Origin of the sequence: Streptomyces sp. NPDC058157 (genome assembly GCF_042884105.1) — a bacterium.
GTDB lineage: Bacteria > Actinomycetota > Actinomycetes > Streptomycetales > Streptomycetaceae > Streptomyces.
In genome coordinates this window covers 20,969-39,151 of the sequence record NZ_JBHVUQ010000066.1, presented here as the reverse complement: position 1 = coordinate 39,151, position 18,183 = coordinate 20,969, and the positions used below count along the sequence as shown (strand labels likewise).

Genomic DNA, 18,183 nt, shown 5'->3' with positions numbered 1-18,183 from the left:
CGCCAAACCACTCCGACACCGCACAGAGCGCCGAACATCGAAGCCCGCCCCGGACGACACCCCACCCCGGCACCGACCCCGGCCACCCCCCGACCCCGCCAACCGTCCAGCCAGGGCAGAGCCCCCGCCCCGTAGCCGCCCGGCCAGGGCAGCGGCCCCGGCGTAGAATCGGCGCATTGTGTCTGAGTCCCTGAACCCCCAGCCCAGCCTCCCCGACGCCGCGCCGGAGGCAGCCGCACCGACGGAAGGCGGCGGCTACGTGCCGCCCAAGTGGCGGACCGAGCCCCGGTTCCCCGACGGCCCCGCGCCCGACCCCGCCGGCTCGCACCACGAGCGCCGCATCCGCAGCTTCCAGCCGCGCCGCAGCCGGGTCACCACCGGCCAGGGCGAGGCGCTCAAGCGCCTCTGGGGCACCTGGGGCCTGGACATCGACGGCCGCGAGGTCCTCGACCTCGACCGCCTCTTCGACGGCCTCCCCGTAGTCCTCGAGATCGGCTTCGGCATGGGCGAGGCCACCGCCCAGATGGCCGCCGCCGACCCCACCACCGGCATCCTCGCCGCCGACGTCCACACCCCCGGCCAGGGCAACCTCCTCGCCCTCGCCGAGCGCGGCGGGATGACCAACGTCCGCGTGGCGAACGGCGACGCCATCATCCTGCTCCGCGAGATGCTGCCGCCCGCCTCCCTCGCGGGGCTGCGCGTGTACTTCCCGGACCCGTGGCCCAAGGCCCGCCACCACAAGCGCCGCCTGATCCAGCCGGAGTTCCTCGACCTGGCCGCCACCCGCCTGGCACCCGGCGCACTCCTGCACTGCGCGACCGACTGGGAGCCGTACGCCGAGCAGATGCTCGAAGTCCTCACCGCGCACCCCGGGTTCGAGAACACCCAGGCCGACGGCGGCTACGCCCCGCGCCCGGAGTTCCGCCCGCTCACCCGCTTCGAGGGCCAGGGCCTCGACAAGGGGCACGTCGTGCACGACCTCCTCTTCACTCGTACCGCCACTCGCACAGAACCCAACGCAGAGCCCAAGAACCGATAAACGTCACTCCGGGTGTCCGAGCGGCTCGGTAGGGTCATCATGTGCTCCGAGCGCTCTGGCTCTCCCGTGTGCTCGCACGCCCGTCGGGCACGGCCCGCGCGTGCGTGCTCGTCGTCGTGCTCGGCGCGACCGGGGTCGCGATCCTCGAACTCGTGCGGGAGCAGACCGGTACGGCCGGCTTCCTCGTAGGCCTCGGCCTGGCCCTGCTGCCGGTGCCGCCGCTGATGGCGGCGTTCCGGTGGCTGGGCCGGGCGGCCCCCGGCCCCTGGCGGCAGCTGCTGTTCTGCTTCGGCTGGGGGGCCTGCACCGCGGCGCTGATCGCGATACTGGCCAACAGCTTCGCCACGGAGTGGATGGCCGAGGCCGCCGACCCCTCGGCGGCCGACCTCCTCGGTTCGGTGGCGGTGGCTCCCGTCGTGGAGGAGTGCGCGAAGGCGGCGGCCCTGTTCGCCGTGTTCGCCTTCCGAAGACCGCCGTTCGCCGGCGCGGCCGACGGTTTCGTGTTCGCCGGGTTCACGGCGACCGGCTTCGCCTTCACCGAGAACGTCCTCTACCTGGGCAACGCCTTCGAGGAGGACCTGGCCAAGGGCGCGGGCGCCCTGGACTCGGTGACCGCGGCGACCTTCTTCGTCCGGGTCGTGCTCTCCCCCTTCGCACACCCGCTGTTCACCGTGCTCACGGGCCTCGGCTTCGGCATGGCCGCGTTCGGCGCCCGCCGCGCCCGCAGGACCGGGCTCCCGCTGCTCGGCCTCGCCCTGGCCATGGCGGCGCACGCGGTGTGGAACGGCTCGTCCCACGTGGGGAGGTACGGGTTCTACTGGGTCTACGGCTGCGTGATGGTCCCGGTGTTCGGGCTGCTGCTGTGGCTCGCGGTGCGGATGCGGCGCCGGCGCCTTCGGGTCATCGCCGCCGAGCTGTCGGTGTACGCGGCCGCGGGCTGGATCGGCCCGGCGGAGGTGCCCGCGCTGGCTTCGATGCCGGCCCGCTCCCTGGCCCGGGCCCTGGCCCGCACCACCGGGGGCCGTCCCGCCGCCCGGGCGGTGTCCCGTTACGCGGCGGACGCCGCCGCCCTGGCCCTGCTGCGCCGCCAGGCCCGGCACGCCGGCCCGGACGGCTACCCCGGCTTCGCCGAGCGGGAGCGGGAGCTGCTGCGCCGGCTGTGGCTGCGCCGGGCGACGGCCGCGCCGGCCCTGGCCCGGGCGGCGGTACTGGAGGAACTGCTGCCGCCGCGCTCCGGCCCGCCGGCCCCGGCCCACGCCCGCCACGCGCGGCGGGCGGTCCCGGTGGCCGTACCGGCCCCGAGGCGGGCGGAACTGTCCGCGTCCCCGGTGTGACCCCGGGGGCCGGGCTCAGACGTCGAGGCCGCGGGCGGTCAGCCAGCTCAGCGGGTCGACCGTCGCGCCGCCCTTGCGGACCTCGAGGTGCAGGTGGGCGCCGGTGACGTTGCCGGTGGCGCCGACCCGGCCGATGGTGTCGCCCGCGCCGACCGCGCCGGAGGTCACCGCCATCGAGGACAGGTGGCAGTACCAGATCTCGGTACCGTCCTGGAGCCGGAGCACGATCCGGTAGCCGTAGGCGCCCGACCAGCCCGCCGAGACGACCGTGCCGCCGCCGACGGCCTTGACCGGGGTCCCGGTCGGCGCGGCGAAGTCGAGGCCGGTGTGGTGGCCGGAGGACCACATGGAGCCGGAGTCCCCGTAGTGCGAGGTGAGGGTGTAGGAGGAGGTCGGCAGGGACCAGCCGCCGGAGGCCTTCACCGAGGAGCCCCCGCCCGAGCCCGAGCCCGCGTCCGCCGCCGTCTTGGTCTCGGCCTGCGCGGCGGCGGCCTGGTCGGCGGCCGCCTTCTCCGCGGCGGCCTTCTCGGCGGCCGCGCGGGCCGCCTCGGCCTCCTGGTCGGCCGCTTCCTTCTTGCTGCGGGCCTCCTGCGCGGCGCTCTCGCGCGCGACCCGCTCGGCTTCCGCCCGGGCCTGGGACTCGGCGGCGTCCTGCTGGGACTCGGCCTGCTGGAGGATGCGGTGGCGCAGCGCCTCGCCCGCGTCCCCGTGGGCCTGGGTCCGGACGTCCTGCTCCCCGTCGGCCTGCCGGGGCACGGTCACGGAGTCGGCCTGGGCGGCGGCCCCGGCGCCGTGGTCCCCGCCGCCGAGCAGGTCCGGGAGGGAGGGCACGGATATCGCGACCTGGGGGCGGTCCTGCGCGGTGGCGATGCCGCCCGCGCCGACCGCCGCGATCACGCCGACACCGAGGACAGTCGAGCTGCGGGCGAGGCCGCCGCGCGGCTTGAGGACCCGGTGCTTGCCGCGGAGCGGACGGGCTGAGTCCTCCGTGGGATTCCACTCGCCCCAGGCACCCGCGCCGGGCGTCTCCTGGAATTCGATGCCTTCGGGGGCAGGCGAGTTGGAGGCCACGGGGGCACGCTCCTCAGGGACGAGAACGCACACGGGTGCCGTCGTGCCGACGGCTGGACGACCGCGCTGCGTTATCAAACGGTAATAGACGCAGGGGAGTGATTCCAAGCTGGCTCGAATGATCGTTAACGCCAATCGGCCACCCCCCGAACAGCTTTGGCCACCACATAAGCCACTTACCGCAACAATGACTACAAAAAGGAAGTCACTCCCCCATCACTCCAGCCACAACAGCCAGATGACTGTCCGTCAACCACCTTGCGCAGAGCCCTTCATGGGCTACGCACCGTGACCTTCCCCGTCCTCGCGGGGGACCACCGGGACCGTCCGCCTCCGCTCCGGCTGCCCCTCCTCCGCCCGCCCCACCGCCAGCAGGGCCATGTCGTCGGTCGCCCCGCCGCCCGTGTGCCGGCGCACGTCGCTGCTGAGCGCGCTCAGCACCTCGTCCGGCCCGGGGAAGACCCGCCCCCGCAGCCGGACCGCCGGATCGTAGAAGGCCCCCGTCCGGTCCCGCGCCTCGGTCAGCCCGTCCGTGAACAGGAGCAGCGTGCTGCCGGGCGGGAACGGCCACTCCCCGGCCGTGTCGGGCCGGCCCTCGGCCAGCTCCCCCAGGCCCAGCGGCAGCGCCGGCTCGGCCGGGGCCAGCACGGCCAGGCCCCCGTCCGCGTACAGCAGCAGCGGCTCGGGGTGCCCTCGGTTGACCAGCCGCAGCAGTCCGGCACCGGCCGGGATCTCCCCGAGCACGCAGGTGGTGAACCCCTCCACCGCGTCCAGGCCGTCCCGCCGGGTGCCCTCGCGCGCCAGCGCCCGTTCCAGCCGCTGCGCGAGCCCCTCCAGGGTCGGCTCGGTCTCCGCCGCCTCCCGGAAGGCCCCCAGCACCACCGCGACGGCCTCCACCGCGCCCAGCCCCTTGCCCCGCACGTCACCCACCGCGAGCCGGACCCCGTACGGGGTGTCCTGGACGGCGTAGAGGTCCCCGCCGATGAAGGCGTCGGCCTGCGCGGCCTCGTACCGTGCGGCGACGTGCAGCCCGCCGATCCGCTCGGCCGGGGTCGGCAGCACGGCCCGCTGGGCGGCCTCGGCGATCCCGCGCGCGGAGGCGAGCCGCTCCCCGCTGCGCCGGACCACCCGGTTGATCAGCAGGGCCAGCCCGGAGACGGTCAGGACGGTCACCAGCTCGGTCAGCGCCTCCGCCTGCCAGCTGGTGCCGTTGTAGAGGTGCAGGCCCACGACCGCCGCCGAGGAGGCGATCCCGGTCAGGGCGGTCGCCCCGAGGCTGAACAGCGGGGCCGCGATCAGCGGGGCGGCGGAGAAGAACGGGGAGCCCGTGAACCGGGGCGGGGTCGCGAGGTCGAAGACCAGACCGAGGAGGATCAGCAGGAACGGCAGGACCCGCACCACCCGCCGGGCGGCACCGTCCGCGTTCCCACCGTTTCCCTGCCGGCCCAGCCCCACGCCGCTCTCCTGCCGCCCGGAAGCCCCGCCCCTCCAGGCTGGCCGCCCGGGCCCCGCCCGGCGACCGGACCGGCCCGGTCGGGTGACGGCGGATACGACGAAGGCCCGGATCCATGGGATCCGGGCCTTGGCCTTGAGTAGCGGGGACAGGATTTGAACCTGCGACCTCTGGGTTATGAGCCCAGCGAGCTACCGAGCTGCTCCACCCCGCGTCGGTGAATCCAACTCTACGGCATCCGGGGGACGCCTCACGCCAATTAACCCGCCGCAGCCCCTCCGGAACGGCATCACCGCAGGTCAGAGCCCTGAAACGAGCTCGTGCCCGCGCCCGGGCGATCCCGGGCACGGGCACGTTCAGCGGGGTTCAGCGCGGGTCAGGACCCCATGTCGCTCTTGGCGAGCCCCTTGTCCGCCGCCCTGAACGGAGTCCCGGCGGGCAGCACGTCGACGGTGTTCACCCGGCGCCACTCCCTGAGGGCTCCGGAGGGCAGCGGGCCGCAGTCCGCATTGCCCATCGGCGCGTTGCCACGGCACTGGAGCTCGTACGTCTCCCCCGTCGCGGTCTGCACCTTGAAGTTGAGGTTCGGGCCCTGCGCCGAAATCGAGGCGGAGCAGACGGTGGCAGGAACCGGGTAACCCGGGTTCACCGCGGAATTGGTGAGGTCCTGACGCTGGTAGTCGCCCGTCGTGGGACTGTGCCGGTGGCCGCCGTACGCGATGCCCCTGATCAGGAAGATGCTGAACTCCTCCGTTCCGTTGGGAAGGACGGAGTCGATGTCGTTGCCACAGCCGCTGGCACCAGTGGCGCCGGTCGCACCCGTGGCACCGGTCGCACCCGTGGCACCGGTCGCGCCCGTGGCGCCGGTCGCACCCGTCGCCCCCGTCGCCCCCGTCGCCCCCGTGGGCCCGGTCGGCCCCGTCGGGCCGGTGTCGCCCTTCGGTCCCTTCGGACCCCGCGGGCCCCGCGGTCCGCGCTTGCAGTCGTCGTCGTGGCCGCCGCCGCCCGCGACCTCACGGGCGGCCGCGGCGCGGTCCCCGTCGTCGTCGTGGTCGCGGTCGTGCTCCTTGCACCGGTCGCCGCCGGCCACGCCCGCCGACACCGCCGGCAGCGTGCTCGTGCCGTACGCCAGCGCCGGGGTGGCGAGGCCCAGCACCACGACGGCCAGCGATGCCACCGCGCCACCTGCGAGATACCGGCCCTGCCGGGGGAGGGGGCCGAGACGGAGAGCGGTCCTCTTCTCAGGACTCATGCGTGTTGCTCCTTGTGGAACCGAAGTGATGGGCCCGGAAGCGCCTGATTGAGCCTCCTTTCACATGATCTGATCGGTATGTCCACGCTCAGCGGCAGGCGCGCGGCACCGTCAGCGCGATGGCCCATCAGGAATGGACCGAAGGGGTGCTCCTCCGGCGTGGCGTCCCCGCGAACGACCCGTCAGGTTCCGGCCAGTCCCGGCCCACGACGCACGAAGCGCCCCTCCGGTCGGAACCGGAGGGGCGCTTCGGAGCAGGACGGAGGGGATGCCCCCGTCTGCGGGAGGTAGGCCATGTCGGACTCGAACCGACAACCAACGGATTAAAAGTCCGCTGCTCTGCCAATTGAGCTAATGGCCCTCCATGTGCTCACCCCAGAGCATAGCCGCAGAGGGGCTGCTGGCCGATCGGGTATCGCCGGGTGTGGCCCCGGCGGTTTCCCGCCACGGGGTGCGGGTGGGGTGAAAGCGGCCGGAAAAGGGCTCGGCCCCCACCGCACCGGGGTGCTGTGGGGGCCGATTCCGCGTCAGGGGGCGCTCAGGCGTCAGCCGTTGCGCTTCCAGCGGGGCTTGTCGTCGCGGCGGGCGCCGAAGCCGTTGCCGCCGGAGGGGCGGTCGTCGCGGCGGAAGCCACCACGGTCACCGCGGTCGTCACGGTTGAAGCCACCCGAGGGGCGGTCGTCGCGGCGGAAGCCACCCGACGGACGGTCGTCGCGGCGGAAGCCACCACGGTCACCGCGGTCGTCACGGTTGAAGCCACCCGACGGACGGTCGTCCCGACGGAAACCACCCGAGGGGCGGTCGTCGCGGCGGAAGCCGCCCGACGGACGGTCGTCACGGCGGTCGTCGCGGCGGAAGCCACCACGGTCACCGCGGTCGCCACGGTCGTCGCGGCGGTTGTCGCGGCGCTCGAAGTTGCCCCGGTCGTCGCGGCGGTTGTCGCGCTGCTCCTGGGCGGCGGCCTGCGCGGCCTGCTCGGCCACGGCGGCGGCCAGCTCGGCCTCGGCGGCCTCGACGACCTCGGCGACGGCGGCCTCCGGGTCCTCACCGCGCTCGCGGGCGGAGCGGGCGACGAGGCGGTCGGCCTCCTCGCGCAGCTCGGCGGCGCGACGGGTCGCGCGCTCCAGCTGCTTGGTCAGGTCGGCGACCTCGCGCTCGGCCTGCTTGGCGGCGTTGTTCGCGGAGTCGGCCTGGACCTCGGTGAGCGAGCGCGCACCGGTGATCTCGGCGACCTCCGGGTCGAAGGCGCCGGCCCCGCCGACGATGTGGCGCGAGGCGTCGACGCCCGCGTCCTCCATCAGGCGGAAGATCTGACGGCGCTGGTGCGGCAGGGCGAGGGAGACCACGACGCCCGACTTGCCGGCGCGGGCGGTGCGGCCCGAGCGGTGCAGGTAGTCCTTGTGGTCGCCGGCCGGGTCCACGTTGAGGACCAGGTCGATGCCGTCGACGTGGATGCCGCGGGCGGCGACGTCGGTGGCGACGAGCGCGTTGACGTAGCCGTCCTTGAAGTCGGCGAGGACGCGGGTACGGGCGCCCTGCGTCATGCCGCCGTGCAGCGCGTCGGCCTTCACGCCGGCCTCGACGAGCTGCTCGGCGATGCGGTCGGCGCCCAGCTGGGTGCGGACGAAGATGATGGTGCGGCCCTTGCGGGCGGCGATGGCGGCCGTGACCGGGGCCTTGTCCTTCGGCTTCACGACGAGGACGTGGTGGGTCATGGTCGTGACGTTGCCCTGGGCGCTGTCGACCTCGTGGCTGACCGGGTTCGACAGGTAGCGCTTGACCAGGGTGCCGATCTCGTTCTCCATGGTGGCGGAGAAGAGCATGCGCTGGCCGCCGGCCGGGACCTGGTCGAGCAGCTCGGTGACCTCGGGCAGGAAGCCCAGGTCGGACATCTGGTCGGCCTCGTCGAGGACCGCGACCTCGACGCTCTCCAGGGAGCAGGCGCCGCGGTTGATGATGTCGCGCAGGCGGCCGGGGGTGGCGACGAGGATGTCGACACCGCGCTCCAGGGCGTAGATCTGGTTGCCCATGGAGGTACCGCCGCAGACGACCTTCATCTTCAGGCCGAGGACGTCGCCGTACGGCTGGAGGGCGTCCGCGACCTGCATGGCGAGCTCGCGGGTCGGGGTGAGGATGACGGCGCGGGGCTTCTTCTTCTCCGTGTAGCCGTCGGCCAGGCGGGCCAGGGTCGGCAGACCGAAGGAGAGGGTCTTGCCGGAGCCGGTGCGGCCGCGGCCGAGGATGTCCTTGCCGGCCAGGGCGTCCGGGATGGTGGCGGCCTGGATCGGGAACGGGGTGGTGACGCCGTTCTGCGCGAGCTTGCGCACGACGCCCTCGGGCAGACCGAGGTCCGCGAAGGTGATCGTGGGCTCGGCGTCGGCGTCGGCGTCGGCGTCCTCGTCGGAGTCGGCGGCGACGTCGGCATCGGCCGTCACGTCGGCCTCGAGCGCCTCGATGATCTCGTTCGCCTCCGCGGCCTCCATGGCCTCGGTGACCACAAGGGCTTCTACGGCGTCGACGATCTCGGTGGAGTCGTTCTCGGGCATGACGGAACGGTCAGAACTGGAAATGGACATGCGAAATGCGAAACCTTCCGGAGTCTCGGCACGCGCCCAAACTCCGTGAATCGCAAATCGACCGCCTCAATGCGGTCAGCCACGGCTAGGGAGAGTACGCGCCACACGGCGCTCTTCGGATTCGGCGCCGGGCAATGGGATCAAACGATCTATAACCATACGCACCCTCCCGGGGGTCTGGCAAGTCGTTCCTGCGGAACCCCCTCCGATCGGGGTCGCGAAACCCCCGCTCCCCCGCCCTCAGGCCACGCTCGGCCCAGGTGAGGCCGGGGGCGGCTCGCTCGGAGTGGGTTGCGTCACAGGGGGCGTGGTCTCCCCTCCGCCGGGCGTGGATCCCCCGGACCCGGAACCCCCGGATCCGCCCGACCCGGACCCGCCGGCCCCACCGGCCCCGCCCGCACCACCCGCACCACCCGACCCCGACCCGGACCCACCGGCTCCCGACCCCGACCCGGATCCCGACCCGGAACCACCCGCGCCGGATCCCGAACCCGACCCCGACCCGGAACCGCCCCCGGACGGCGCCTGGCCCCCCTGCCCGCCGGCCCCGCCCCCGGGACCGGCCGACGGCGAGGGCTGGCCCGGCCTGCCCGCGGGCGCGCCGGGGGTCGGCGAGGCCCCGGTCGCCCCGGAGGCCTTCCCGGGCTCGCCGGACTTCCCGTCCTGCGGGGTGCCGTCCTTCACCCCGTGCCCGTTGCCGTGGATCCCGGAGCCGTGCCCGGCGCCCGCGGCCGCGCCCGCCCCGCCGGCGCCCTTGCCGCCCACCGAGGCGGCCGGCCCCGGCTTCGCGGCGTCCTCGCCGACGCTCATGCAGCCCGCGGTCGCCGCGACCGCGAGGGCGGAGACGGCCAGTCTGAGGGTGGTGGAAAGCGAAGCGGGCAACGGGCGCACGGGGGCACCTCCGGGGCGCGGGACGGGGTCCGCGGTGAGCGGGTCAATGAGCCCAACTCCCTTTACCCCGTAAGAGACACGCCCCTTGCGCGAGTAAGCCGGACGGCGCGGGCGGACCGGACCGGCCGGCGCGCCGGGTCAGGCGAACAGCTGCCGCGCCACCTGCGAGCCCAGCGTCACGGCGCCCAGGCCGACGAGCACCGACGCCGCCACGTTGGCCGCGGCCAGGAACCTCCAGCCGCGCTCGGCCAGCCGCAGCGTCTCGTACGAGAACGTCGAGTACGTGCTCAGCGCCCCGCACAGCCCCGTCCCCAGCAGCAGCGCCGTCCGCGAGGACCCGGCGCCGGCCAGGAGCGCCCCGCTCAGCACCCCCAGCACCAGGCAGGCGCCCGCGTTGACCACGAAGGTCCCCCACGGGAAGACGGAGTCGTGCCGCGCCTGCACGAACCGGTCGGTCAGGTACCGCAGCGGCGCCCCGACGACCGCGCCCGCCACCACCAGCAGCCAGTTCACCCGGCCCCCCGCCCGCGCAACGCCAGCCGGGTCAGCGACGCCGCCGCCCACACCGCGCCCAGCGCGCCCACGAGGGTCAGCCCGGCGTACGCCAGCGCGAGCCCGGCCCGGCCCGCGTCCAGGAGCCGCGAGAAGTCCATCGCGTAGGTGGAGAACGTGGTGAACCCGCCGAGCACCCCGGTGCCGGCGAAGGGCCGCAGCAGCGGGTGCGGGGAACGCCGGCCGGCCTCGCTGATCAGCGCCATCAGCACGCCGATCAGCGCGCAGCCGGCCACGTTGGTCCAGAAGGTCGCCCACGGGAAGCCGTCGGCCGCGGCCGGCCACAGCAGCCCCACCGCGTAGCGGGCGCACGCCCCGAGGGCCCCGCCGACGGCCACCGCCGCGAGCACGCGGCCCTGGGGTTCGGCGCGCTGGGCCGGGACGTGGAGGTCGACGTCCGGGTCGATCGCCTCCGCCCCCGGCACGGGCCGGGTCACCCGTATCCCAGGGCGTGCAGGCGTTCGTCGTCGATGCCGAAGTGGTGGGCGATCTCGTGGACCACCGTCACCTCCGTCTCGGCGACCACGGCCTCCCGGTCCTCGCACATCCGCAGGGTGGGGTTGCGGTAGATCGTGATGCGGTCGGGGAGCACGCCGGCGTACCACTCGCCGCGCTCCGTGAGCGGGGTCCCCTCGTACAGGCCGAGCAGGTCGGGATCGCCGGCCGGCGGTTCGTCCTCGACGAAGACCGCCACGTTGTCCATCAGCCGCGTCAGCTCCGGGGGGATCCGGTCCAGGGCCTCTGCGACGAGCTCCTCGAACTCCTCGCGCGTCATCTCCAGCACCCGGCCATTGTCGCCCCCGCGCAGGCCGTTCCCCCTGCCGGGCGGAAACCGTTTTGGCGATACCTCCTCCGATCCCATATGCTTCTCACGTCCCCGACGCGCTGGAAAGTGCCCGGCGGGCCTTTAGCCCTCATCGTCTAGTGGCCCAGGACGCCGCCCTTTCAAGGCGGTAGCACGGGTTCGAATCCCGTTGGGGGTACGCAACACCTGTGCAAGACTTGTTCTTGCACACACCAGGTCCTGTGGAGCAGTTGGTTAGCTCGCCACCCTGTCAAGGTGGAGGTCGCGGGTTCAAGTCCCGTCAGGATCGCTGAGGCCGGAAACGGTCTCGTGGCTGGGTAGCTCAGTTGGTACGAGCGATCGCCTGAAAAGCGATAGGTCGCCGGTTCGACCCCGGCCCCAGCCACAAAAGGAAGGCCCCGTCTCCGGACGGGGCCTTCCGCGTTTCACTCCTCCTCCTCCACCGCCGCCTGCTCGCGGGCCGCCCGCCGCCAGCGCAGCAGGCCGAAGGCCAGCGCCCCGGCGGCGACCAGAGCGAGCAGCGCCCAGTCCGGTACGGCGTCCGCGACGGCGCCCACCTTCTCCTCGACCGCGTACGAGTCGTCCACGTCCAGCAGCCCCGGCAGCGCACTCGCCCCGTCGTAGACCAGGAACAGGGCGCCCAGGGTGATGAAGAACAGCCCGGACAGCAGCGAGGTCGTGTGCAGTTCGAGCCTGCCGACCCGCAGCGCGCGGCCGCGCAGCCAGCGCCGCCGGCCCAGGTCGAAGCGGTCCCAGAGCAGGGCCAGCACGAACAGCGGAACGGCCATGCCCAGCGCGTACACGGCCAGCAGCAGGCCGCCGTAGACCGGGCTGCCGCTGACCGCCGCCACCGTCAGCACGCTGCCCAGGATCGGGCCCGCGCAGAAGCCGGCCAGTCCGTAGACGGCGCCGAGCGCGTACACCGACAGGGCGGTGGTCGGGCGGATCCGCCCCGAGAGCTCGGAGAGCCGCTTCGGGGCGAAGCCGAGGCCGAGGATCTGGGCCAGGCCCAGGGCGATGATCAGCCAGCCGCCGGCCAGGACGAGCTGGTCGCGGTGGGAGTGGAAGAACCGGCCTGCGAACGAGCCGGCCGCCCCGAGCGGGACGAGGGTGGTGGCGAGGCCCGCGTAAAAGATGCCGGTGCGGGCGAGCAGCCGGGAGCGGGAGTCGATCGAGTAGGCGAAGAAGGCGGGCAGGAGCAGCGCGCTGCACGGGCTGAGCAGGGCGAGGAGGCCGCCGAGGAGGGCGGCCGCGTACCCGATGCCGCCGCTCAACGCCCGGCCTTCGCCTGCGCCTGGGCCCGGGTGATGGCCGCGGTGAAGGCGTCGAGGGGCTGGGCACCCGCGATGGGCTGCCCGTTGACGAGGAAGGAGGGGGTGGACTGGACGCCGATGCGGTAGCCCTCCTCCCGGTCGCGGCGCAGGGCGGCGGCGGCCTGCTCGCCGCCCATGTCGGCCTTGAAGCGGTCCAGGTCGGGGACGCCGGCCTCGCGGGCCAGCTCGACCAGCCGGTCCTCGCCGAAGCCCTTGGCCTTGGCGCCCTCGGCGTAGGCGGCGGCGTGGAAGGCGGTGAAGCGGTCCTGCTGCCCGGCGGCCCAGGCGGCCTTGGCGGCGGCCTCGGACTCGGCGCCGAAGATGGGGAAGTTGCGCCACTCGATGCGCAGGGTGCCGTCGGCGACGTACTTCTTGACCAGTTCGGGCTCGGTGTCCCGGGCGAACTTGGCGCAGTAGCCGCACTTGAAGTCGGAGTACTCGATGAGGACGACGGGCGCGTCGGTGCGGCCCACGGCGAGCTTGTCGCCGGCTTCGCGGCGGGCGAGCGCCTTCAGCTCGGCGAAGGCGTCGGGCTCGTCGGAGTCGGAGGCAGAGGCGGAGGCGGAGGCGGAGGGGCTGGCGCCGGCACTGGCGGCCGGGCGGTGCGCCCCGCCCTTGGGCGCGGTGGCCTGCCAGGAGACGAGGCCGAGGGTGATCGCCGCGACGGCGACCCCGGCGGCGTACAGCAGGGGCTTGCGGGAGGACGTGCGGGAGGTGGGCATACGGGTGCTCCAGAGCGGGACGTACGGGGGAACCGGCGGACCGGCTCCCCTACACCCGCATCACGTTCAGCTCCACCGGCCCCGGCGCCCGCCGGTCGGGCCCGCGCACGGGCACCCGTACGCACTCGGCCCGGTACGGCCGCACCCCCTCGGGCACGGCCCGCGCCACGAGGAGGGACCCGTGCTCGTGCCCGGCCCGGGCCGGCACGGCGGGCTCGGTCCCGGCCCCACCGGACCCGGGCGCACAGACGGGCCCCCGCCCCGGCCCGGTGTCCGTGAACACCACCGGGGCCGGGGCCGGGGCCGCGGAGGCCGCGTGCACAGCGGCCGTCGCCGTGGCGGGGACCTGGTCCGCCGTCCCCCGTCCCGGCCCGGCCAGGGCCAGGACAAGGGCGAGGACCCCCAGGACCAGCGCGAACACGGCGGCGGCCGACGGGCGGGGGCGGCGGAGGCAGGACAAGGGTGGGCTGCCTCTCACTCGCCGAACTGGGGGACTCGTCCCGAAATGGTACGGGGAGGGGCACAAATGCGTTCGCCACCCGCCGGGCGCAGGTGAGATCCTCGATCAGGTATGTCTACTTCCTTCACCGCCCTGCAGACGCTCCTCGGTGAGATCTCCCTCCGGGACGCGCACCGCCTCGGCCGCCGCCTCGAGGGCGCCCGCCGCATCCGCAAGCCCGAGGCCAAGCAGGCCGTGCTCGACGAGATCGCCGCGGAGGCCGAGAAGGCCGCCGCGCGACTGGCCGGCCGCGCCTCGCGCATGCCGGAGGTCACGTATCCCGAGAACCTTCCCGTCAGCCAGAAGAAGGACGAGATCGCCGAGGCGATACGCGACCACCAGGTCGTGATCGTCGCGGGCGAGACCGGCTCCGGTAAGACCACGCAGATCCCCAAGATCTGCATGGAGCTGGGACGCGGCGTCCGGGGCATGATCGGGCACACCCAGCCCCGCCGGATCGCCGCCCGCACGGTCGCGGAGCGCATCGCCGAGGAGCTGAAGTCCGAGATCGGGCAGACGGTCGGCTGGAAGGTCCGCTTCACCGACCAGGTGAACCCGGACGCGACCTTCGTGAAGCTGATGACCGACGGCATCCTGCTCGCCGAGATCCAGACGGACCGCGAGCTGCGCGCCTACGACACGATCATCATCGACGAGGCCCACGAGCGCAGCCTCAACATCGACTTCCTGCTCGGCTACCTGGCCCAGCTGCTCCCCAAGCGCCCCGACCTCAAGGTCGTGATCACCTCCGCGACCATCGACCCGGAGCGGTTCTCCCGCCACTTCGGCGACGCCCCGATCGTCGAGGTCAGCGGGCGGACGTATCCCGTCGAGGTCCGCTACCGGCCGCTGCTCGAAGAGGACAGCGAGGAGAGCGACCGCGACCAGATCACGGCGATCTGCGACGCCGTCGACGAGCTCCAGGCCGAGGGGCCGGGCGACATCCTCGTCTTCCTCTCCGGCGAGCGGGAGATCCGCGACACCGCCGACGCGCTGATCAAGAAGAAGCTGCGCTTCACCGAGGTGCTGCCGCTCTACGCCCGCCTCTCGCACGCCGAGCAGCACCGGGTCTTCCAGCAGCACACCGGCCGCCGGATCGTGCTGGCGACCAACGTCGCCGAGACCTCCCTGACGGTCCCCGGCATCAAGTACGTGATCGACCCGGGCACGGCCCGCATCTCCCGCTACAGCCACCGCACCAAGGTGCAGCGGCTGCCCATCGAGCGGATCAGCCAGGCCAGCGCCAACCAGCGCAAGGGCCGCTGCGGCCGTACCAGCGACGGCATCTGCGTCCGGCTGTACTCCGAGGACGACTTCAACGCCCGGCCGGAGTTCACGGACGCGGAGATCCTGCGGACCAACCTGGCCTCCGTCATCCTCCAGATGACCGCGGCCGGCCTCGGCGAGATCGAGAAGTTCCCCTTCATCGACCCGCCGGACCACCGCAACATCCGCGACGGCGTCCAGCTGCTCCAGGAGCTCGGCGCGCTCGACCCGGCGGAGAAGGACCCGTCGAAGCGGCTCACCCCGATGGGCCGGCAGCTCTCCCAGCTGCCGGTGGACCCGCGGCTGGCCCGCATGGTCGTGGAGGCGGACAAGAACAACTGCGTGCGCGAGGTCATGGTCATCGCGGCGGCCCTGTCGATCCAGGACCCGCGCGAGCGCCCGTCGGACAAGCAGACCCAGGCCGACCAGAACCACGCCCGGTTCAAGGACGAGACGAGCGACTTCCTCTCCTTCCTGAACATGTGGCGCTACGTCCGCGAGCAGCAGAAGGAGCGCGGCTCGTCCTCCTTCCGCCGGATGTGCAAGCAGGAGTACCTGAACTTCCTGCGCATCCGCGAGTGGCAGGACATCTACGCCCAGCTGCGCACGGTCGCGAAGACGATGGGCATCCACGTCAACGAGGCGGACGGCGCCGAGACGAACATCCACGTCTCGCTGCTGGCCGGTCTGCTGTCGCACATCGGTCTGAAGGACACCGACAAGAACGAGTACCTGGGCGCGCGGTCGGCGAAGTTCGCGGTCTTCCCCGGGTCGGCGCTGTTCAAGAAGCAGCCGAGGTTCGTGATGTCGGCGGAGCTGGTGGAGACCTCGCGGCTGTGGGCGCGGGTCAACGCCAAGGTGGAGCCGGAGTGGGTCGAGCCCCTCGCGCAGCACCTGATCAAGCGCACGTACAGCGAGCCGCACTGGGAGAAGGACCAGGCGGCGGTGATGGCGTACGAGAAGGTCACCCTGTACGGGGTGCCGATCGTCGCCCAGCGGAAGATCAACTACGGCCGGATCGACCCGGAGGTCTCGCGCGAGCTGTTCATCCGCAACGCGCTGGTCGAGGGCGACTGGCGCACCCACCACAAGTTCTACGCCGACAACCGCAAGCTGCTGACCGAGGTCGAGGAGCTGGAGAACCGGGCGCGGCGCCGCGACATCGTCGTGGACGACGAGACCCTGTTCGACTTCTACGAGCAGCGGATCCCCGAGCACGTGGTGTCGGGGGCGCACTTCGACTCCTGGTGGAAGCACAAGCGGCGCGAGGAGCCCGAACTCCTCGACTTCGAGCGCGAGATGCTGCTGACGGAGAAGGCGGCCGGGGTCACCAAGGCCGACTACCCGGACTCCTGGCGGCAGGGGCAGCTGAAGTTCCGGGTGACCTACCAGTTCGAGCCGGGCGCGGACGCGGACGGCGTGACCGTGCACATCCCGCTCCAGGTGCTGAACCAGGTCGCCGAGGAGGGCTTCGACTGGCAGATCCCGGGTCTGCGCGAGGAGGTCGTCACCGAGCTGATCCGCTCGCTGCCCAAGCCGATCCGCCGGCACTACGTACCCGCGCCGAACTACGCGTCCCGCTTCCTGGAGAAGCAGCCGTCGCTCCAGGAGCCGCTGCCGGTGGTGCTGGCGCGCGAGCTCCAGCGGATGGTGGGGGTGCCGGTCTCGGCGGAGGACTTCGACCTCTCCCGGATCCCGGACCACCTGAAGATCACCTTCCGGATCGTCGACGAGCGGCGCCGCAAGCTCGCCGAGGCCAAGGACCTGGAGGCCCTGCGGCTCCAGCTGAAGCCCAAGGCCCGCCAGGCCCTGTCCAAGGCCGCGGCCGCCACCGCCGAGCGGGCGGGCGGGGAGTCGGTGGAGCGCACCGGGCTGACCGACTGGACGATCGGCTCCCTGGTGCGGGTCTTCGAGACCCGGCGGGCCGGCCAGCCGGTGAAGGCCTACCCGGCGCTGGTCGACGAGGGGACGAGCGTCTCGGTGCGCCTCTTCGACACCGAGGCGGAGCAGCAGCGGGCGATGTGGCTGGGCACGCGGCGGCTGATCCTGCTGAACATCCCGGTGAACCCGGCGAAGTTCGCCTCGGACAAGCTGACCAACCAGCAGAAGCTGGCCCTCTCCCGCAATCCGCACGGCTCCATCCAGGCGCTGTTCGACGACTGCGCGACCGCGGCCACCGACAAGCTGATCGCCGACCACGGCGGGCCGGCCTGGGACGAGGCGGGCTTCCGCCGGCTGTTCGACCGGGTCCGGGCCGACCTGGTGGACACCACCGTGCGGACCGTCGGGCAGGTGCAGCAGGTCCTGGCGGCCTGGCAGGCCTGTGAGCGGCGGCTGAAGGCCACGAACAGCCTGGCCCTGATGGCCAACGTCGCGGACGTGAAGGCGCAGCTGGCGGCGCTGATGCCGGCCGGTTTCGTGACGCTGACCGGGCTGAAGCGGCTGCCGGACCTGATGCGCTACCTGGTGGCGGCCGACCGGCGGCTCCAGCAGATGCCGACGGGCGCCCAGCGCGACACCACGCGCATGGAGAAGGTCCACGAGATGCGGGACGAGTACCTGTGGCTGCTGGAGCAGTTGCCGAAGGGGCGGCCCGTGCCGGAGGCGGTCACCGAGATCCGCTGGATGATCGAGGAACTGCGGGTCAGCTACTTCGCGCACGCGCTGGGGACGGCGTACCCGATCTCCGACAAGCGCATCGTGAAGGCGGTGGACGCCCTCGCTCCGTGATCCGGTTCGACCGCACCCCCTGACCTGCTGTACAGTCTGACTCGCAGCCGAGCGATCGGCAGCGATTCGAGGACCTGTGGAGCAGTTGGTTAGCTCGCCACCCTGTCAAGGTGGAGGTCGCGGGTTCAAGTCCCGTCAGGTTCGCAGAAACGTCAGGGCCCGTATCCCGCAAGGGATACGGGCCCTGACGCGTTGTCGGTCCCGGCGACCCGCACCCGGCCGGACGCGCTCTGCCACCCCATGATCACCCGGGGCTCACGACGCCCCTGGAAGCCCCTCAGGCGGCCCCGGCCGCCCACCCCCGCCTCCTGGGCCACCCCCGCCGCCCACGGCCCCTCCAGGGCCGCTCCGGCGCCTCGGGGTACACATCGGCCAGAAGGTAGAAATCCCCCGTTCGGGTGAGGCCCTCTGTACGGGACGTCCCTTTACGGGGCGCATTGCCGGATGTACAAGAGTCATCAGGTGTGACGGGAGTCACCACATGAGTTTTTGAGACTCGCACATTTATCGGACCCCTACGCATGCTCGATTTAATATGTGCAATGGCACCCACCCGCACAGGGTGGCTCCGGGGACAAAAAAATCGCGCTGGACCCGGCGGAGTCCAGCGCGATCGACGACTGTGCCTGTTGGGGCAGGCCCTGCCGTGTGAAGCTGTGTGGGTTCATCGGATTGGGGGA

At 72.8% G+C, this 18,183-nt stretch carries 13 protein-coding genes and 6 tRNA genes; 7 read left to right on the top strand and 12 right to left on the bottom strand.

Annotated elements, in window-relative coordinates:
• The first annotated feature begins 178 nt into the window (after nt 1-178).
• Together trmB and ACFVXK_RS18705 are read left to right on the top strand one after the other, a co-directional pair.
• Nucleotides 179-1,039 carry a tRNA (guanosine(46)-N7)-methyltransferase TrmB gene (trmB, locus tag ACFVXK_RS18710; RefSeq protein WP_389612989.1) on the top strand — a complete coding sequence of 287 codons (861 nt, stop codon included), beginning with the start codon at nt 179-181 and terminating at the stop codon, nt 1,037-1,039.
• A 41-nt stretch (nt 1,040-1,080) separates the two neighbouring features.
• Nucleotides 1,081-2,373 (top strand): PrsW family intramembrane metalloprotease, encoded by a 1,293-nt coding sequence (locus ACFVXK_RS18705; RefSeq protein ID WP_389612987.1) that lies wholly within the window; start codon nt 1,081-1,083, stop codon nt 2,371-2,373.
• 15 nt (nt 2,374-2,388) lie between these two features.
• Here the strand turns inward: ACFVXK_RS18705 and ACFVXK_RS18700 are convergent, their stop codons facing one another.
• The 9 genes from ACFVXK_RS18700 to ACFVXK_RS18660 all read right to left on the bottom strand — a co-directional run bounded on the left by ACFVXK_RS18700 (nt 2,389) and on the right by ACFVXK_RS18660 (nt 10,952).
• Nucleotides 2,389-3,444, bottom strand: coding sequence for a M23 family metallopeptidase (locus ACFVXK_RS18700; protein WP_389612985.1), 1,056 nt, complete (start codon nt 3,442-3,444; stop codon nt 2,389-2,391).
• A gap of 279 nt (nt 3,445-3,723) precedes the next feature.
• Nucleotides 3,724-4,899: a PP2C family protein-serine/threonine phosphatase gene (locus tag ACFVXK_RS18695; protein WP_389612983.1), complete on the bottom strand. Its 1,176-nt coding sequence runs from the start codon at nt 4,897-4,899 to the stop codon at nt 3,724-3,726.
• Between the two features lie 138 nt (nt 4,900-5,037).
• A tRNA-Met gene (locus ACFVXK_RS18690) sits at nt 5,038-5,111 on the bottom strand.
• Nucleotides 5,112-5,273: 162 nt separating this feature from the next.
• The gene (locus ACFVXK_RS18685; protein WP_389612981.1) at nt 5,274-6,074 is read right to left on the bottom strand and encodes a hypothetical protein; all 801 of its coding nucleotides are present in this window, start codon (nt 6,072-6,074) and stop codon (nt 5,274-5,276) included.
• 363 nt (nt 6,075-6,437) lie between these two features.
• A tRNA-Lys gene (locus ACFVXK_RS18680) sits at nt 6,438-6,510 on the bottom strand.
• Nucleotides 6,511-6,694: 184 nt separating this feature from the next.
• Nucleotides 6,695-8,725: a DEAD/DEAH box helicase gene (locus ACFVXK_RS18675; RefSeq protein ID WP_389612979.1), complete on the bottom strand. Its 2,031-nt coding sequence runs from the start codon at nt 8,723-8,725 to the stop codon at nt 6,695-6,697.
• 1,029 nt (nt 8,726-9,754) lie between these two features.
• Nucleotides 9,755-10,129: a fluoride efflux transporter FluC gene (locus tag ACFVXK_RS18670; protein ID WP_389612977.1), complete on the bottom strand. Its 375-nt coding sequence runs from the start codon at nt 10,127-10,129 to the stop codon at nt 9,755-9,757.
• Nucleotides 10,126-10,605 carry a fluoride efflux transporter CrcB gene (crcB, locus tag ACFVXK_RS18665; protein WP_389612975.1) on the bottom strand — a complete coding sequence of 160 codons (480 nt, stop codon included), beginning with the start codon at nt 10,603-10,605 and terminating at the stop codon, nt 10,126-10,128. Before crcB ends, ACFVXK_RS18670 begins: the two co-directional genes overlap by 4 nt.
• Nucleotides 10,602-10,952: a metallopeptidase family protein gene (locus tag ACFVXK_RS18660; protein ID WP_389612973.1), complete on the bottom strand. Its 351-nt coding sequence runs from the start codon at nt 10,950-10,952 to the stop codon at nt 10,602-10,604. The genes crcB and ACFVXK_RS18660 overlap by 4 nt, the downstream gene beginning before the upstream one ends.
• 126 nt (nt 10,953-11,078) lie before the next feature.
• Here ACFVXK_RS18660 and ACFVXK_RS18655 point away from each other — a divergent pair.
• The 3 genes from ACFVXK_RS18655 (at nt 11,079) to ACFVXK_RS18645 (ending at nt 11,358) form a co-directional block, all read left to right on the top strand.
• Nucleotides 11,079-11,151, top strand: a tRNA-Glu gene (locus ACFVXK_RS18655).
• 37 nt (nt 11,152-11,188) lie between these two features.
• Nucleotides 11,189-11,262, top strand: a tRNA-Asp gene (locus ACFVXK_RS18650).
• Between the two features lie 22 nt (nt 11,263-11,284).
• Nucleotides 11,285-11,358 (top strand) — tRNA-Phe (locus tag ACFVXK_RS18645).
• 40 nt (nt 11,359-11,398) lie between these two features.
• On the opposite strand, the gene ACFVXK_RS18640 is transcribed toward ACFVXK_RS18645, so the two are convergent.
• From ACFVXK_RS18640 to ACFVXK_RS18630, 3 genes are read right to left on the bottom strand one after another with little or no spacing between them, the layout of a single operon-like run.
• Nucleotides 11,399-12,247 (bottom strand): cytochrome c biogenesis CcdA family protein, encoded by an 849-nt coding sequence (locus ACFVXK_RS18640; protein ID WP_389612971.1) that lies wholly within the window; start codon nt 12,245-12,247, stop codon nt 11,399-11,401.
• On the bottom strand, nt 12,244-13,008 hold the full coding sequence (locus ACFVXK_RS18635; protein ID WP_389612969.1) for a DsbA family protein: 765 nt from the start codon (nt 13,006-13,008) through the stop codon (nt 12,244-12,246). Before ACFVXK_RS18635 ends, ACFVXK_RS18640 begins: the two co-directional genes overlap by 4 nt.
• A gap of 49 nt (nt 13,009-13,057) precedes the next feature.
• Complete coding sequence (locus tag ACFVXK_RS18630; protein WP_389612967.1) at nt 13,058-13,468, bottom strand: hypothetical protein; 411 nt, start codon at nt 13,466-13,468, stop codon at nt 13,058-13,060.
• A 111-nt stretch (nt 13,469-13,579) separates the two neighbouring features.
• On the opposite strand from ACFVXK_RS18630, the gene hrpA reads away from it, so the two are divergent.
• Entirely contained in the window at nt 13,580-17,503 is a 3,924-nt protein-coding gene (gene hrpA / locus ACFVXK_RS18625; protein ID WP_389612965.1) for an ATP-dependent RNA helicase HrpA, read from the top strand.
• A gap of 70 nt (nt 17,504-17,573) precedes the next feature.
• A tRNA-Asp gene (locus ACFVXK_RS18620) sits at nt 17,574-17,647 on the top strand.
• The last annotated feature ends 536 nt before the right edge of the window (nt 17,648-18,183 follow it).

What these genes read in the sequence shown, in the direction of transcription:
- ACFVXK_RS18675 (WP_389612979.1), bottom strand. Translation starts at nt 8,725, where the DNA reads ATGTCCATTTCCAGTTCTGACCGTTCCGTCATGCCCGAGAACGACTCC.
- ACFVXK_RS18635 (WP_389612969.1), bottom strand. Translation starts at nt 13,008, where the DNA reads ATGCCCACCTCCCGCACGTCCTCCCGCAAGCCCCTGCTGTACGCCGCC.
- hrpA (WP_389612965.1), top strand. Translation starts at nt 13,580, where the DNA reads ATGTCTACTTCCTTCACCGCCCTGCAGACGCTCCTCGGTGAGATCTCC.